The organism is Mariniflexile jejuense (assembly GCF_042675665.1).
Classification (GTDB): Bacteria; Bacteroidota; Bacteroidia; order Flavobacteriales; family Flavobacteriaceae; genus Mariniflexile; species Mariniflexile jejuense.
Map to the genome: position 1 here is coordinate 1843339 of NZ_JBHTJI010000001.1, position 18071 is coordinate 1861409.

Annotated in this window: 12 protein-coding genes; 3 read left to right on the top strand and 9 right to left on the bottom strand. The window is 33.3% G+C overall.

Going from position 1 to position 18071, the window contains the following annotated elements; translation table 11 throughout:
* Window positions 1–4 precede the first annotated feature (4 nt).
* The 9 genes from ACFQ1R_RS08055 to ACFQ1R_RS08095 all read right to left on the bottom strand — a co-directional run bounded on the left by ACFQ1R_RS08055 (window position 5) and on the right by ACFQ1R_RS08095 (window position 14680).
* On the bottom strand, window positions 5–1636 hold the full coding sequence (locus tag ACFQ1R_RS08055; RefSeq protein ID WP_379925627.1) for a hypothetical protein: 1632 nt from the start codon (window positions 1634–1636) through the stop codon (window positions 5–7).
* Window positions 1637–1641: 5 nt separating this feature from the next.
* On the bottom strand, window positions 1642–3771 hold the full coding sequence (locus tag ACFQ1R_RS08060; protein WP_379925628.1) for an alpha-L-rhamnosidase-related protein: 2130 nt from the start codon (window positions 3769–3771) through the stop codon (window positions 1642–1644).
* 32 nt (window positions 3772–3803) lie between these two features.
* Window positions 3804–5171: an MFS transporter gene (locus ACFQ1R_RS08065; protein ID WP_379925629.1), complete on the bottom strand. Its 1368-nt coding sequence runs from the start codon at window positions 5169–5171 to the stop codon at window positions 3804–3806.
* 143 nt (window positions 5172–5314) lie between these two features.
* Window positions 5315–6184 (bottom strand): hypothetical protein, encoded by an 870-nt coding sequence (locus ACFQ1R_RS08070; protein ID WP_379925630.1) that lies wholly within the window; start codon window positions 6182–6184, stop codon window positions 5315–5317.
* A 19-nt stretch (window positions 6185–6203) separates the two neighbouring features.
* Window positions 6204–7793 (bottom strand): sodium:solute symporter, encoded by a 1590-nt coding sequence (locus ACFQ1R_RS08075; protein WP_379925631.1) that lies wholly within the window; start codon window positions 7791–7793, stop codon window positions 6204–6206.
* A 44-nt stretch (window positions 7794–7837) separates the two neighbouring features.
* Entirely contained in the window at window positions 7838–8590 is a 753-nt protein-coding gene (locus ACFQ1R_RS08080; protein ID WP_379925632.1) for a phytanoyl-CoA dioxygenase family protein, read from the bottom strand.
* Window positions 8591–8632: 42 nt separating this feature from the next.
* On the bottom strand, window positions 8633–10897 hold the full coding sequence (locus ACFQ1R_RS08085; RefSeq protein ID WP_379925634.1) for a glycoside hydrolase family 31 protein: 2265 nt from the start codon (window positions 10895–10897) through the stop codon (window positions 8633–8635).
* Window positions 10898–10928: 31 nt separating this feature from the next.
* The gene (locus ACFQ1R_RS08090; RefSeq protein WP_379925636.1) at window positions 10929–13427 is read right to left on the bottom strand and encodes an L-rhamnose mutarotase; all 2499 of its coding nucleotides are present in this window, start codon (window positions 13425–13427) and stop codon (window positions 10929–10931) included.
* Window positions 13428–13615: 188 nt separating this feature from the next.
* Window positions 13616–14680 (bottom strand): Gfo/Idh/MocA family protein, encoded by a 1065-nt coding sequence (locus ACFQ1R_RS08095; protein WP_379925637.1) that lies wholly within the window; start codon window positions 14678–14680, stop codon window positions 13616–13618.
* Window positions 14681–14878: 198 nt separating this feature from the next.
* Here ACFQ1R_RS08095 and ACFQ1R_RS08100 point away from each other — a divergent pair, with 198 nt between their 5' ends.
* The 3 genes from ACFQ1R_RS08100 (at window position 14879) to ACFQ1R_RS08110 (ending at window position 17932) form a co-directional block, all read left to right on the top strand.
* Complete coding sequence (locus ACFQ1R_RS08100) at window positions 14879–15823, top strand: helix-turn-helix domain-containing protein (protein WP_379925638.1); 945 nt, start codon at window positions 14879–14881, stop codon at window positions 15821–15823.
* A 272-nt stretch (window positions 15824–16095) separates the two neighbouring features.
* Window positions 16096–16650, top strand: coding sequence for an RNA polymerase sigma factor (locus ACFQ1R_RS08105; RefSeq protein ID WP_379925639.1), 555 nt, complete (start codon window positions 16096–16098; stop codon window positions 16648–16650).
* Window positions 16651–16744: 94 nt separating this feature from the next.
* Window positions 16745–17932, top strand: coding sequence for a FecR family protein (locus ACFQ1R_RS08110; RefSeq protein ID WP_379925640.1), 1188 nt, complete (start codon window positions 16745–16747; stop codon window positions 17930–17932).
* The last annotated feature ends 139 nt before the right edge of the window (window positions 17933–18071 follow it).

Sequence of the window (18071 nt, forward strand, 5' to 3'; positions counted from 1 at the left end):
TATTCTATAACTTTTGAAGTCTTTCAGCTAGTGCTTCTTTATTCAATTTAACTTTTACCATACCCATAGGATGAAATCTTCTTTTCAAATCGATGGCAGCATATACAATGGTGTAAATATCGTTCCCTTCGGGAAGTAAACATAAAGGCGTTCGCATAATATCCCACCATTTATCAACTTTGGTTTCAATTGGTAAATAGCGTGCTTCCGACCATTTTAAACCATCTTTAGACAAACTATACGCCATCATATTTGGTAAATGATGCCCCCAACCTTCTGGACCTCCATCAAAAACAGCTATGTATGTTCCATCGGGCAACTGACTAACAATTGGATTTTCAACAAAAAAAGGATGCATCGATGTTATTGGATTTATTGTTGCATCTAAACGTTTCCAAGGTCCTTCTAAACTATTGGATTTAGCAAGTCCTACAAACCAGCCTTTTCCTGATTTCTTAGGATAATCGTCCCAAGTTTTAAACGGATACGCACCGCTATAAAAACCTAACCATTCATTTTCACTCACTTTATATGGAAAAAAAGAAGCGACACCTTGACGGCCTTCCCATGGCTTTGAATTTAAACCAGGCTCAATAATAATGCCAATATCTTTATATGGACCACCAATGCCTTCTATACCATCAACAATAGATTCGCATCTCCAAATACGCCCAAAAGAATGGTTTGGTTCAATCTCTTTATGAACAGTATATGCCAAATAATAGCCATACCATTTATTTGCCACTTCATTAAAAACAGGCATGTACGACCAAATGGCTGCACGCCTATCGTTCATTGGGTTATCATCTTCAGTTATGGCATATGTTCCACTAGCTTGTAAAATGGTAGATTCACGTTTCCAGTTTATGGCGTCTGTACTTGTCCAATGCCCAATTTTAGTTTTTACACGATCGTAATAGGCTTCAACCCCAACTTCTCCAGCGCGTTCTGTTGGAAACATATGATACCTATCACCAACTTTTACAACACGACCACCTTCAAAACCACCTTGGATACCTTCGGTTCCAGGCATGCCTTCATCAACTACTGGTGAATTTTGACCGCCAATAATTTCAAATAATGGTTTTTCATCTGAAAAGCCTTCAACTATAAAAGTTGGATTCCAAAGGTTGCCATCTGGACATTCTGCATTTCGAAAATTCAATGTTTCATTTGCTTTTATAACGCCCAAAACGGTGCATAAACCAGATGTATTAATAACATGTGTTCCCTTTGAATATGGCATAGCATACACATCTACAAATGACAAACCAGAAATAGTTAGTCCATTTTGTAAAACAAGCTGCGCATTTTTATTCGCTTTGATATTTGAATTTTCATCTTTAAAAACACCAACAATCACTTTTACTGGCTCATTAAATTTCAATTTTAATGGGTTATCAGTTTTATAAGGTAATTTAATACCTGTTAAACCTTTTAATTCGGGTGCTAAACGAACAACATTATGCTTGCTTCCAGAAAAAACGTGTGCATATTGTGTTGTAGTAAAGGTTTGATAATTAGAGCCGACAATTTTATAAGAAGCTGGTTGCCAACTCGGAATTGCGTTTTGAGAATTCCCCAAAAGACATCCTAAAGTGCTTACTAAAATAAATATAAATCTAATTTTAATCATCGTATTTATAATGCTTTGTAATTAATATGATATGGTGTATTTGGTTGAATTTTCAATTGGTATTGGTGTTTTCCTAAAATAGTTATGTTACCATAATTTGAAGTTGGTTTACTTTTACTGTTAATGATTAAAGCACCCATACCATTTGAAGCCTTTAATTTAATTTCGTTTGTACTACAATATAATGAAACATCTCCATTTGGTATTGGCACTTTACCTTCTATCCATTGTAAACCACCTAAATTTGGTTTAATTTCATATTCTGCATACCCGGGTTTTGTTGGTTTTACACCCAAATAATATTTTCCGAAAAGGTAAATTGGGCTAGCACCCCAAGCGTGACACAGGCTTTTTCCATAAGGACGTCCGTACATTTCTAAATGGTCTTTTCCACTTTGTTTTGGATCGTATTTTTCCCAAAATGATGTGGCATCATTTGCTAACATACCACCCCAATAATCTCGAATTTCATCCAACACGAATTTTTGTTCGCCCATAGCACATAAGGCTTCTAACTCGTAAAATCGCATATATGGTGTGGTGATTTGTAGAACATCATCATTAAGCAACACCTTGTTTTTTACGCTTTGTTTTTGGTCTTCATTAAAATAATTGAAAAAGATACCAAACATATTGGCGTATCTGGTAACAATGTCTTGTATTTTTCCATCAATACGCTGATGCTTCATAATGTTTTCTTTTTCATCCCAAAACACATCAAACAATTTTGTTTTTAAGTCATTGGCTAATTTTTGATACAGTTTTTGGTCTTCAGTTTCACTTGCTATTTCGGCACTAACTGCCATAGCTTCTAAACTTCGCACTAAAAGCATTTGTTCAAAACTTACTTCGCCTGTTTTTGGCAAACCATCTGCCCAATCAATAAAAACCCAATCTCCTTCCAATGGTTCTAGAAATCCGTTTTTATTTCTTCTGCCCAAACAGTAATCCATAAGCGTTTTCATTCGTTGATAAAACGTCTTTATAAACTTTGTATCGCCAGTATATAAATAGTAATCGTAAATACCAACAAACCAATACAACGAATAATCCATTATAATATTGATGTGTGCCGTTACTGGTTCTTTGCCGCGAAGTGCCAATAAGGTACGTTCTACTGATGGTGAATCAAAAAACAAATAATAGTTCATCAAATAACTTTGATAGGCATCACCAGACCATATCCAACGGTCGCGTTTAATACCATCAATAAAGAATTCGCGCGTGGTTAAATGCATGGTGTAAGCCGAAACATCCCAAATGTTGTTCAATAAATCGTCTGAAGATTTAAAGCTACCTCGATAATCCAATGGTAAATATTCATACAGCATGGAAACAGAATCGTATGTTACTGATGCGTCTGCTTGTACTTGAACATATCGAAATGCTTTTGACCCATGGTGTGTGTAGGTTTCAGGTTGCGTGCCATCAAATTCTAAATAATCTAATGTTTCGCATTTGACGGAATCTAAAGCTTCTTCTCGCGATTCACCATAATACAACGCTAATTTCCCTTTTCCTTTTAAACCATGAATTTTAATGTAGCCGAAGGTTTCTTTGCCAAAGTCTATTAATTCGCTAAGACCTACTTTTTCTACCTTTTTGGCATTCCAAGGCTCGGTTTTAAGTTGAAATTCTGATGGTTTATTTTCGGGTGAATTAAAATTCCAAGTTCCAACAGGCATCCAAGGTGTTCCTGCTTGTTGTGCTTTGCCCGTTTCATCAATCCACAATTTATCTTCATTTGTTACTACCCAAGAACTATTTGATTTTACATATTTACCATCCATAAAAATAGCTGGTAACACTTCTTGATTATAAACTTTTAAAGATATTTTATGTTTTCCAGACGGTATTTTAATTGATTTTGGCTGCCCATAAATTTGAACATCATCTACTAATAATTGAAAAGAACCTTCTGAATAAATTTTTACATCATCTGCTTCAGGAATATCCACTTCGGTTTGAAAGGTTACCAAAGGATACGGACTGTAATACCGCCAAAGCGGCGGAAAAACAGCTTCCCGCTCGGTGCGTCTTACCTGCATTTTATTGCTTAGCCAAATTTCATAATCACCCGGATACCAAATCCATGTTGAAACAGACGTGTCATTTGGTAAAAAAGATTTATTCATTAGTTTATTTATTTTGATACTACAAAACAGTTTTAAATATTGTCTCCGTATCTTTCATCAGTAATTTGTTGTAACGTTTTGCCTCGGGTTTTTGGCGTCCAAATAGTCCCTATTATTAATGCAACCAGAAGTAATCCTACCATGATGTAGGCAGCTGTGTTAAATCCTTCACCGTTTTCACCGTAAATATTAACAAAACCTAACCCCCATACTGCAGCGATGCCTCTTACTAGAAAAAACATAACACCTTGTGCTGCGGCGCGATATTGAGCAGGAAAAAGTTCTGAAGCCCAAAGCGCATAAAATGCTTGCACACTTATCCCTGCATGAACACCCCAAAGTATAGTGAACGTCCATAAGGCAAATGTATTTTTAATGCCTACAAAAATGAGAATGCACCATGCTGCAACACCTATTAAAGTGCCAACAAAATATAATAGACGCTGATTTACTTTATCAACTATCATGGCAAATCCAAAATAAGTAACAGCAATAATCACAATCCATTGTACAGCTGATATCATGTTCGCTTCTCCGTTGGAAAGACCGCCTGCGGTTTCATAAATGTGCTGTTGAAAGAAACCCATCACGGAAGCAACCATATTCCAAGTAACATAAATACTTGCAAGAAAAAGCATGGTACGAATATTTACTTTATTGGTGAAAAGTGTACCAAATGATGCAAAAACACTTGGTTGATTGTCTTTACCTTGAACTTGTTTAGCTTCTTGCCAATCTTTTGATTCATTTAGTTTTCGCTGAAGATTCCATGCGATAAAGGCAACAATAAACAACGAGCCAAAAATAATTCGACTACTAAACACATTAACTGCTTCAACACTTGCATCGTTACCAATAAAAAGTGCTGCAATTTTCTGTACATAATCAAATAACACACCTGCTGAAGCATCGGCTTTACCAGGAGCAAACAACATGCCTAAAAGCAAAATGATAGTTGGACCAACACCCCAGGCAAACTGAGAAATACCCATATTGCGCCCACGATTACCAACTTCAGAATTTTCAGAAATATATGTCCATGAAGCAGGAACACCCACACCTACTGAAATACCTGTAATAAGAAATCCAGTTAAGAGCATCGGAAAATTGACCGTAAACATGATAATGGCAATACCCAACATATACACAAGCATATTGTAGGTATAAATGGTTTTTCGTCCGTATTTATCAGCAAGAAACCCGCCAAAAATCGCTCCAATAGCAGCTCCAAAACAGTTGGCACTAATAGCGTTAAGCCAACCAAGATGTCCTTCGGTAAGTCCGAGGTAATTTTGCCAAAGCGTCAATCCGCTTGCGCCTGCAACAATTGCACCTGCATCAAGATAATTTGTAAGCGATACTGCTATAGTGCTTTTTAAACTTCCAGTTTTTTGTTCCATTCTTTATTTAATATTTTTATAATGCGTTTTTATTACTGTTCCATTTAATATTGAATATCCTTTCGCTGCTATTTTTACTTCCTTATGAAAACAAATCAATTTTCTTACTTAATTTCATCATGTTATAGCACCTTTTAAAAGTTTTAATTTAATTCTTTTTGAGCTGCTTCCCAGCATTCTTTAATTATTTCTTTATACAGTAATGCTTGTTGCCAACGATCGCCTTCTTCAATTTCATGTCCATCTTGACTGTAAATGGTGCGTTCGTAAAATATTTCGGCTTTTAGTAATTCTATAGTAAAACAAATATAATCACCGGGTTTTGCCGACTTTAAAAATCCTAAAAACGAGCGTTTCCACATTTCTTTAAAATGCTGAACGTAATCTGCATTTTCATCTTTTACATCAACTTGTATGCTTCCAGGGTTACCTATACGACCGTGCATAAAACGAACTCTATCAAAAACGGGTTGTATGAAGTCCCATTTGTTTTCAATACCACCATATACCATTTCCTGCCCTGTATACCAATGCGAAAAGTCGCCATTAAAACGCACTTCTGGGAAGCGTTTTGTAAGCTGAACTGTTCTAAACAAATCTTGAGTAATGGTAGCGCGATGGGTTTCGATGTAAATTGGAAAATTGTACTTTACCGATGTATCCAATACGTATTGAACTAATGCATCCATTTCGGCATCGGTTTCCATACCCCAACCTAAATGAATGGTTGCACAATTGTAATTTTTACTTTTCCAAACAGGCATTAAGGCATCTAAATCGCCCACTTTATTAATTCGAGCATGCGCTGTTAATTGCAAGTTAAATTCTATACAAAGTTGCGGATCGCCATCTTGAATACCTTGAAATCCTGCTTTGGCTATAGCTTCATGTTTTTCCCTATCATTTCCTTTTGGACCTTTTGAAAACGAAGGTAATTCATCGCAGGTGTTATAATTTATATCAATACGTAATGCTGGTGGGTTTTTACTAGCATCGTTCGTGTTTTTAATCATATTGTTATTTTAATTTAGTTTAGTGTCCGTTGAAAAACAGATATAGGCTAATCATTGTAATAATTAATGCAGCCCAAAGGAATTTAACCTTAGGTGATAATTTTGCTTTGGTATAATTTAAGGTGCTTTGATACGAATTGCCATTTTTATCCAACTGTGAAATAACTACAATCATTAGCGATAGAAACACGAAAATATAAAAAGACAAAATCAGAAAATGAGGCCAAATTTTAACACCAGAAGCTGGATTATTTGGAAACACCCAAAGATATAATACACCAACAGTTAAGCTAAGAAGTGTTCCAAAAATTAAAATACTGTTAGCTGCTTTTGTGGTTGTTTTTTTCCATAAAACACCAAACAAAAATACTACAGACATAGGAGGTGCTATAAAGCCCAATACCGATTGAAACACATCAAACAAATTCAACCCTTTAATACTATCAATAGCCATAGTGATAAAAATGGAAATAATAGCTCCAGAAACAGTAACTAAATGTCCAACTTTTACAATTTTTTTCTGACTTGCTTCTGGTTGAAATTTTTTCACATAAATATCCATTGTAAATACCGTGCTTAGTGCATTTAATGCCGAATCAATGGTACTTACTAATGCAGCTATTAAAACTGCCATAACTAAACCTTTCATACCTGTAGGGAACAGTTCGGTTACCATAGTCATATATGCTTCATCTGGATTAGATAAATTAGGAAATAATATGAAGCACATAATACCTGGTAATATAAATAATGGCACATCAATAATTTTAAGCCAACCTGTAAAATTAGCACCTAACTGACCTTGTTTTATACTTTTTGCACCTAAAACGGATTGCACCATGGATTGATCTGTACACCAAAACCAAACACCCATAATTGGATAACCTAATAAAATGGCAACCCAAGGATAGTTAGCATCTTCACTTGGCAAAAACAAGTTCCAATAATTGGAAGGTGTTTTATCAATTAACGCACTAACACCACCAACTTTATCCAACCCAACCCACATTAATGAAAATGAAACTATTATTAGCAACACCATTTGAATTACGTTGGTATAAGCAATCGTTTTTAGTCCACCAGCCATAGTAAAAAACCCTGCGATAAGTAGCAATATAACTACCGATGCCCACATAGGTAAATTAAGTATTTGCTGAATTAAAATTCCACCAGCAAATAAGGTTAAGGACAACCAACTTAATAGCACTGTAACTATAGTGTACCACGCCAATATATTTTGGGTAGAATTGCCAAAACGTTTACCCATAAACTCCGGCAATGTTTGAACTTTAGCACCTAAATATCTTGGTGCAAAAACAACGGCTAATAAAAAAATGAATATGAATGCATACCATGAAAAATTACCTGCAACAATACCTGTTGTGTAACCTATACTTGCCGAAGCGATTAACATGGAAGGTCCAACATTGGTTCCCCACATATTAAAACCAATACTGGTCCAATTTAAAGAGTTTCCAGCTAGAAAATAATTCTCGTCTGCTGGTCTTTTTTGCCTGAAACCTATCCAAGCACCAATAGCTATTAGCGCAATAAGATACATACCTACTACAGCAAAGTCAAGAAATTCTAATTGGTCGTATATATTCATTTTTTTAGTTTAAGTGGCTGTTTGGTTAGTTGGTTAAGAATATATTAAACATATGCATTTACGTTTTCACCTTCTTTAATAAAAGGTTCTGCCCAATAAAGTGGTTCGCCTGTACTTTTTAAAATAGGTTCTGCGGAATATTGAATTAACAATACACGACGCGATTTGTTGGTTGTATTTGAACCACTTCTATGAAAACACGTACTAGAAAACAACGCTACGTCACCAGCATTTAATATGGCAGGAACTCCGGGATTATCACCAAAATAACCAATTTTATCATTTGTACCTTCTTGCAACACGTGGTTTATGCGTTTTTCTGTACCTGCATCTTTATATGGCAATAAATATACTGTTCCATTTTCTTCGGTTACATCATCTAACGGACACCAAATGGATAAATAAGGTTTGTGTTCAAAATCTAAATAGCCCGAATCTTGATGCCATGAAAACGTCATACCTTTATCAGCAGCTTTTACAACATATTGTTCTAAGAATAGAAATACATTATCTCCTAAAATTTTACGTGTAATTTGCTCCATTTCTTCACCAAAAATAAGGTCTTGCATGGTTTTACTATCTTTGTAACGCAATGCTATAAAATAGCGTTTTCCTTTGTGGTTAATTTCGTCAACCTCAACACCTTTTCTATCCATTTCATCATCTTTTTCTTTTATGAATCTTTGGCATTCACCACGTAATCGCTCTATTAATTCTTGTGGAATTACATTTTTTACAATACAAAACCCGTCTTCTTGAAACTGGTTTACTTGTTCGTTGGTTAAAACTGCACTCATTGTCTTATTTATTTAATTGTTATAGTATGGTTGTTTGTTTTGTTATATATAATCCAAATGCTTCCAAATACCTTTGAAGTTTGCATCTATTTTAATGGTTATTGTCTTGTTCATATCCATGTCATCAGTACAATTCACCGTTTCAGGATATATTGGGATTTTAGTATCTACTTTTACCCAAACAGGCATATCTTCCAGTGAAGCTTCAAAATTTCTTAGCCATTTTTCACCTGTAAATATTTCACCTGTAAAAAAGTTAATCCAATTTCCTTCTGGCAAATAAACATCTCTTTTATTCTCGGAATTCATCATTGGCGCTACTAAAAAATCGTTACCTAAATAGTATTGATTATCTATATGCCAACACATCTTATCATTAGGATGATGCATTAACAAGGCACGTAAAACAGGAAAGCCTGTGTTAGTCGTTTTTTCGCCTTCAGCAATTATGTAAGGAAGCAACGCATAGCGTAATTTCCACCACTTTCTTATTGTTGAAGCTACATTTGGATAGTAATATGGTTCTCTTTTTGAAGTGCCGTGATAGCGGATATGCGACGTAAAAACGCCAAATTGCGTCCAACGCACATACAAATCGTCTGGAATTACCGAATTCATAAAATTAGGCACACCATGAAACCCTGGCACATCATGACTCCAAAAACCGAAGCCTGATAAACCCAAATGCAATCCACCTTTTAAAGATCCTGCCATACCATCCCAAGATGCGGCTGCATCACCACCCCAATGTATAGGATAGCGTTGGCAACCTGCCCAACCTGCTCTTGCCCAAACCAAACCATCGCCTGTAACTTCTTGAGTTACTTCAAAAGCTGCTTTTTGATATAACAATGCGTATAAATTATTAAGAGATTCTGGTGCCATATTATGATACTTTGCGTCTAAATGTATTTCTTCACCAAAATCGGTTTTAATACATGCAACACCCATATCTAAAAGCTCTCTTAATAAGTCTTTATACCATTCAACTGCTTTGGGGTATGTAAAATCTATGGTTCCTGCATAATCTAAATTACTAAAGTTTGAGCCACCTTTAATTATTTCGGCATTCAAGGTACTCATGTACTTATTGGTTTTTGCCTCTTCATATTGTTCAGCATCTTCCGAGATATAAGGCATTTGCCATAAGCTTACGCGATACCCGTTTTTTTTCAAATTTGAAACAAAACGCGTTGGGTTTGGAAAGCGTTCATTATTAAATTTCCATTCGCAAAGCCAATCGGTTTTAAACCAACCAGTATCTAAATGAATAACATCGCATGGGTAATCTTCTGCTCGTAACCTATTACAAATTTCATTTACTTCTTCTTCTGAAAAATAGGTCATTCTGCTCATCCAAACACCATAACTCCAAACTGGAGGTACTGTTGGAAATCCTGTTAATTTTTTATATTGATAGATGATTTTTTCGGGTGAATCTTCACCAATTAAAAACATATCTAAAACTGGTTCTTCAACTAATAGTTGTACCGATTTAGTGGAAAAATCGGCCATAGAGAATTTGCAATAGGTTGATGTATGTAAAAACAAACCGTACATTTCACTAGACAGATAAAACGGAATATTTTTATACGTTCGTTTATTATTTACGCCTTGACCATCTTGATTTTTTAATTGAAAAGTATGGCCAGATAAGTCCATTTTATTGAAGCGTTCACCTGTACCTACAAACTTTTCATCTGGTTTTGCATGAAACGAAATAGATGCTTTACTTGGCTTACCATATTTTTCAATGAATGATAAACACATAGCATCCATTCTAGCTGGAAAAAACTGGTCGTATGCGTTTAAGATAACTGCTTTTTTTCCGTCAGGATAAAAAACCGCTTCCATAGATTCTTCAGGTTCAGGAAGTAAATCGCTCCAATGGTCAATTTCTGGATTTGACAAATTAAAAACTGCTCTTAAAACACCATTAGCATCTATAACTTTCCATGCTTTAGGCGTTTTTTCAATAGCAAGAGTCATTTCATTCAAATCATCAGCAACTTCAAGCATATCGGATGTTTCGGCTATTTTTTTATCAAAACCTATACTTACACGCAGTATTTTTTCGCCTAAAGCACGTAAAAATACATGATAATTTTTTCGAGAAACCGATGTATCGGGCGCTATCTCATTAGATAACAATTGGCACTGAAAAGGCACTATTAAAACCACACCTTGTCCATTTTGAGAAATATCAATTGGCCTACAGGCTTTCCAAAGTCTAGAAACACCTTCTTCTAAAGATAAGTCGGTGTTAAAATCTAGAAAGTCGAAAAATTGATGGTTAGTTTGCTTCATTTATTCTGGTTAGTATATTGAATGCTAGTGGTTAATTAGCATTCAGTTTATTTAAAAACACCCAAGTTTCATTGCGTTTTGCGCCTTTAATTCCTGTTTGATATTTTTTCATTAACGCATTCCAATCGTTTACACGCGGATTGTTCTCGGTTGTTTTTGGGTTTAATTTATCTAAACTTTCACCTTTAGGAATGCTAATAACAAGCATTAATTGGCGACCGTTTTTAAATACTTGCAATTGCTGAAAACTAGCATTGCAAAAGCCTTCTGCAACTTCTGGCCATGTTTCAAATTGTGTTTTATGATACTCTAGATATTCATTTTGAAGTTTTTCATCTTCCACCAAATTTGCGGTTAACAGTATATGTTCCCATTCTTGAGCTGGTTTTGAATCTTTACATCTTTCAAAATTATTGAAGTTGTAAATTGGGTTTTCGTAACTTTTTACCTCTGCTTTTGGCGCAAGTAATGCAAGTCTGTCTTTTAGTTTTTCAACGCTGTTCATTTTACCATAAATAACCAAATGGTTTTTCCATTGGTAATAACCTTGATCTATTATTCTAAAACTTTTTACTAGTTTTTTGATGGCAACCATATCAAACTCTTTTCCAACCAATTCAATAGCTGCAAATTCGGGAAGTTTTTGTAAACCCCAATTTTCATCAATTACTAACTCGTTTTGTAAATGTTTGTATGGTTCTCTTATGCCTGCGTTTTTCTTAATATTTTCACCTACATAAGGATTGTTGTTTTCCCATATATTTCCTGGACCATTATTATTTTGTAGATTTTTTTCAACAGGAATCCAATTGTTTTTTATGGTGACGTTTGATGTTCCTTCGTCTGTATATAAATAAAGCCATAAATACGGGTCGTGAGCATATGGACTGTGGTATAAACTATCAATATAATTTTCTGCAATAAGACTTTCAGGCTGTGCGGAAAGGGTATAAATACCTGCTACATCATGCAAATGTTTGGCATAATGATGAATTTTATTAGCGATGATTTTATTATTCTTCATAACATTAGGCGTTGCATTCCAACCCCAACCCATCGAAATTCCTGAGTAAGAAACATCTGAAATTTCATTATGTGTTATTGTTATATTTTTAACAAAACCAGCGCTTATTCCTAAAGTCCCCCAATCTTCATTGGCTACATTAGTAATTAAATTATCGGCAATCAATTCGTTTGAACATACTTCACGTTCATCGGTTGGATTGTATGGTAAATGTGCTTCAAAAGCTTCTTCAGAGAAAACTCCCAAATTAATAGCACTTCCTCCAATATCTTTAAATAGATTTCCTTGAATAGTGTTATGGTTTGTTCCTTTATTCAAATCTAAACCAGTTGAAGATAAATGCTTAAATACACACCCTTCAAACGTGATGTTATTTGTATAATTAAACTCTACAGCTGCTCTTGGTCTGCCAACCCAAGCTTGATTTTCTAAAGTGGTTTGGTTTGGTGTGCCTGGTGTTTTCAATTTATAGGCATCCAACAAATACATACCTGCTTGCAATGGCACATGCCCTTGTTGAGACGGACGAAGCCAATTGCTATACTGAAAGGAAATACCTTTGAACGACAAATGATGTACAGGTGTATCAATAGTTCCTTTAATTTCAAGAATATTTTCTAATACAGGAATAATGACTTTAGTGTTATTTATAGCCTCACCTGGCTTTGGATAATAATATATTTTGGCTTGATTTTTATCTAAATACCATTCTCCTGGCTCGTTAAGTAAAGACATACCATTTGTTAAATAGAATGCTGAATTACCGTTGTTTTTTGAAATCCACGGTGCTGGCCAAGGATGCTCGCTTTGTATTCTACTTTCAGGTTGTTCAAAATAAAGTTTAGCACTATCTTTTTGAACTTCAATATCTTTAATACGCAAATTGGCAATTGCCCACCATTGTACTATGAACATTTCCATACCTGGTTCAAACTTAATTGAAGAATCTTTATAAGGAATCCAACAGGTTTCTGAAGATTTATCCCAAGATAAAATTCTGTCCATTTTATTTCCAGAAGCGCTTTTAGCTCTAACGGCTTTTTTTCCGTTTACCCATAATTGTCTGTAATCAATTACGTTTCCTGCTTTTTTAGGTGCATCGGCAACCCAAACAGTTCCTGATTTTAATCCATTTACTGCTTCAGCTAATTTCCAGTTTTTCACTTCCAAACCACCACTTAAAATAGGATTTGAATTGGTTTCTGCTTCTATTGTGGTAGGACTTTCTGCAGTACCTGAATCTTCCGGTCTAATAAATATAGGTTCATTTAAAGTGTACAAACCATCCATTAAAAAAATGTGAATTCCTTCTTTTATTGAAGGATCTTTTAATCGGCGTAATTCTCTTGCTTTTCTTAAAGCCATGTTTAAGGTTGCTAAAGGTTTTTCTTTAGTACCTAAATTTGTATCATCGCCTTTTGGACTAACCCATATATCGATAGCATGACTAGAAAACACAACAAAGAAGATTAATAAAAATATTGCTATTTTTCTGTTGCTATTCATATTCATTTTAATTTTATGATTGATAATAAATAATTCTCTAACTGCTATTAATTGTCTTATAAAAATAATTATTCCGCTTTTTATCAATACTAAAACGGATTAACTTTTAATACAGGGCAGCTAATATTCACAATATAACAATAAAATACTGTTATTTTTAAGCGTTGGTCAATTTTATAAAGGAGGTATTATATGCCATATTCTGCTTTTATACTAGCAATTTTTACGGGCATACCTGTTTCTAAACTTCTATCCATAGCTTGTAATAACGCTACAGTACCTATACCTTCAATCATATTTGGGTATGCTGTAAAATCTTGTTCAATACTATCAACAAAATACTCTAAATAGTTTTGATACTCACCTGCATGATGGGTTTGTCCTTCAAAACGGTAATAATATTTAAGTTTTTCATCGCCCCAATACACAATACGCTCTTCACCTTCTTTAGTGGTTACTGAATATCTAAGTTCGTGGTAATCTGCTTGACTTGCGCCAAGTGTTCCGCGTAAAATGCAGCTTAATGTACTATCTCTTTTTGTGGGTTGGGTAGGTGAGGAATATACACCGCTTACTCTAGCAATTCTTCCATCTTTAGCTTTAAAAATAAAATGCATAGCATCTTCATTTTTCAAACCTGCTAGTTGGCCATTATCACTAATCATACCATAACCCATTACTTCTTCTATGTCTTTTAAATACCAACGTATAAAATCTACTGGATGACTTAAGCCGCCATACAACCATTTAAAAGAATTTAATAACGACCAATCTTTAGCCAAAAACCATCTATTATCAGCATGATAGTGTGCTTCAACAGTAATTAAATCGCCTATTAAACCTTCACTAAATTCTTTTCGTTGTCGGCGCATAGGCTCTGAAAATCTAGAACTTTGACCTACAAATACTTTTTTGCCTGTTTTTGCACAAATATCAATTAACTCTTTAGCTTTTGTTAAATCGTCTATAAAAGGTTTTGTGCAAACCACGTGTTTATTATGTAATAATGCTTGTTTAACATGTTCTGCATGTAAATGATCTGGTGTATAAATAGCAATTATATCTATGGATGTATCTTCAAGTAACTCTTGGTAATTGGTTGTGTATGATTTAAAATTGAATTCTTCAGCTCGTTTTACACAAAGCGATTCATTTAAATCGCAAACTTTTACCAATTTCAACTTTTTGCTTTGTAAAGCTGCCGACATTGTGCTACGACCTTCACCAAGTCCTAATATTGCTATGTTTAACATTTTTTATTTTGAATTTAATAAACTGTAGCTATTTTCTTCGTAAACGCAGAACACTATTCAACTGCTACTGTTAAATTTTGTATAAATATTGATTTTTTTACAACAAAATAGTGTTAATTTTAAGCGATGGTCAATTTTATAAATACATTTGCTTTTTAAAATTAATACAACTTAAAAAATAGATTTTAAAAGTTAAACATGGAACATTCTTTAGAAAACGATTCGTCTAACAAAAAAAAGAAAACAGGAAATCAGGGTATTTGGTGGCATCAAGATGATTTAGGACCATTAAAACATTTTCCTTATATCAGACAATTTGGTAGTATGAAATTTTCAAAAGTGAGAATGGATGAAACCATGCGCCCACATTTAAATGATGGTATTGAAATCCATTTTGTTAATAGTGGTAAATACCAATGGGTAATTGATGAAAATGAAGTAGAACTTTTACCAGACAACCTATCGGTTACAGCACCTTGGCAACTAAATGGAAGTCCTACAGGAAAAATGGATATTGGTCAAATATATTGGATGGTAATTAAACCCGACGCATACGATTTAGACATATCGCTTAAATTAGGTGCTTGGACAAAACTATCGGACAAATTCCAAAAAAAATTGGGAACCATGATTACCAATGAAAATGCCATTGTTATTGAAAAAGCCAAAGTTTTTAAAAAATACTTTTTAGAACTCGAAAAAGAATTATCAAATCAAGAAAAAGGTTTTGAAATTGTTGTTAACAACATTATAGAGAACTTTTTTATTGACTTATTTAGACACTTAACACTTCGAGAACAAAAAATTCAAGAAGAAGACAATTTCATTATTAAACTAACCCAAATAGTTACTAATGATATTAATAAAAAATGGATTATTGATGATCTTGCTTACATGTTTGGCATGGGCAAAACCAAATTTACATATGAAGTAAAAAAACACACAGGCTACCCACCTAATAGTTTCATAATAAATTTGAAAATTGAAAAAGCTATAGATTTAATAAAAAACAGTGAAGACATGAATATGTCTGACATTGCTTTTGCTTGTGGCTTTTCTTCATTACAACATTTTACTTCAACATTTTCACAACGCATAGGTGTAAGTCCTGGAAAATACAAAGACAAAACACTTAAAAAGTAAAGTTAATAAACCTTCACCCCATACTTTTACTATCATATAAATTATTTATAAAATTGACCATCGCTTAAAAATAACAATGGTTTATTTTTAAAATATTGATATTAGTTTTTTTAAACCTATTCCTTAATAGGATGAACCATCAGTCTTTGTATATTTTATTAGGTTAACTATTTTTATTGAAATAAAAAAAATTCTTACGTATACTTAACTTCTATATAAATCAAGATAACGCAGGATAGTATAATGAAAATAAAACTTTTACTTTATATACCATGAAGTCAAACGAACAATTAATGCTTGAAAAGCTTAAACAAGGAGAGCCAAAAGCTTTTAAGGAATTGTTTGATTTATACTACATTCCACTAAGTACATATGCTTTAAAATATTGCGATTCTTTTGTAATGGCAGAAGATATTGTTCAAGATTTATTTGTTAAATTTTGGGATGAAAAATTATACATGAAGCTTGAAGATACCATTGCGCCTTACCTTTACAAATCGGTTAAAAACAATACATTATTAGCTTTAAAAGAGAAATCAAAATTCAGTTTTATTGAAATAGAAAAACAAGTTAACAAACTTATCTTTGATGAAGATTTGGATACAAAATTTATTGAAGATGAAAAGAAAAAAATCCACAATGAAATTGAAGCATTACCTCTAAAAAGTAAAGAAGTATTTAAGGCGATAGTACTTGATAATCTTAAGTACAAAGAAGTCGCGACTTTATTTGGCATTTCAATAAACACCGTTAAAACCCATCATTCTAGAGCTTTAAAACAACTTCGTAATGTTCTAGAAATAACCATTTTATTCTTTTTTATTTAAAAAAGTTATTTTTTTTGTCACCCATTTTGGCTTTTTGTTATTATAGTTAATATAGCACACATTAGTGTTAAAATAACATATTTACAAAACCAAAATGAATACAGTTAGTCCTAATATATTAAAGCTTATTTCAAAATACACATCCAAAAATATAAGCGAAAAAGAATTTCTCGAATTAAAACAATGGCTACTAGACGATTCTAAAAACGAGCAATTTTTTATTGAATACTTAAAAAAACATAAAAAATTAAGACGAACAGAATTCTTAAAAATACTGAATAAAGATGCCGCTTGGAATACTATTATATCTAAACTAGAAAATCCATTAACCCAAACATCAAACTCAAAAACGCAAATTCTTAGATATTTAAAACCTAATCGTACAATTTTAAAATATGCCGCGGTTGCCATTTTATTTTTAAGCATTGGCTATTTGTATAAAAACGATATTTTTTTAAAAACAAACACTAGCGTTATACCAACGGAAAGCATTACACTTCAATTAGAAAATGGTGATATAAAAATTATACAAAGTGATGGCACTATGCAATTAGTTGACGCTAAAGGAAACCAAATTGGCGTACAAACCAAAAACCAAATTGTATATAGCAATACTACCAACAATGAAACGCTAGTTTACAATACACTAACCGTTCCTTATGGAAAACGATTTGAGGTTCAATTGTCTGATGGCACCATTGTACATTTAAACTCTGGTACATCTTTAAAATACCCAGTTAAGTTTATTAAAGGAAAAAACAGAGAAGTATTTTTAACTGGCGAAGCATTTTTTACTGTTACAAAAGATAAAAAACATCCTTTTATTGTAAATGCTGAAAACCTAAATGTAGAAGTTTTAGGCACCGAATTTAATGTATCTGCTTACCCAGAAGACACTACTACCGATGTTGTTTTAGTTGAAGGTTCAGTAGGCATGTATAAAGATGCTCAAACACTTCAAAATGGCACTATGCTAATTCCTAGCACAAAAGGAACACTTAACAAAAAAGACCAACAAATAACTACACAAAAAGTTAATACACTTATTTACACATCGTGGATACAAGGTGGTTTATTTTTTAGAAATATCCCTTTTGAAAATATTGCTAAAAAATTAGAACGCCATTACAACAAAAAAATAATTATCACAAACGAGCAATTAAAAAACGAAATTTTCAATGCTAACTTTAATGATGAGCCAATTGAAAAAATATTAAGCTATTTCAGTGATAGTTACAATATTAAATACAAAATAACCAACAACACTATCTATATAAACTAATGAATCTTAAAAACAAAAAACTAATGAAATAAACACAAAACAAAAAAAAACAACAACTAACAAAATCACTAATTATTCTTTTCAAAAAGGAATAAAAAAAACCGAAAAATGCGCCAACATTTTCCGGTAATTATTAAGT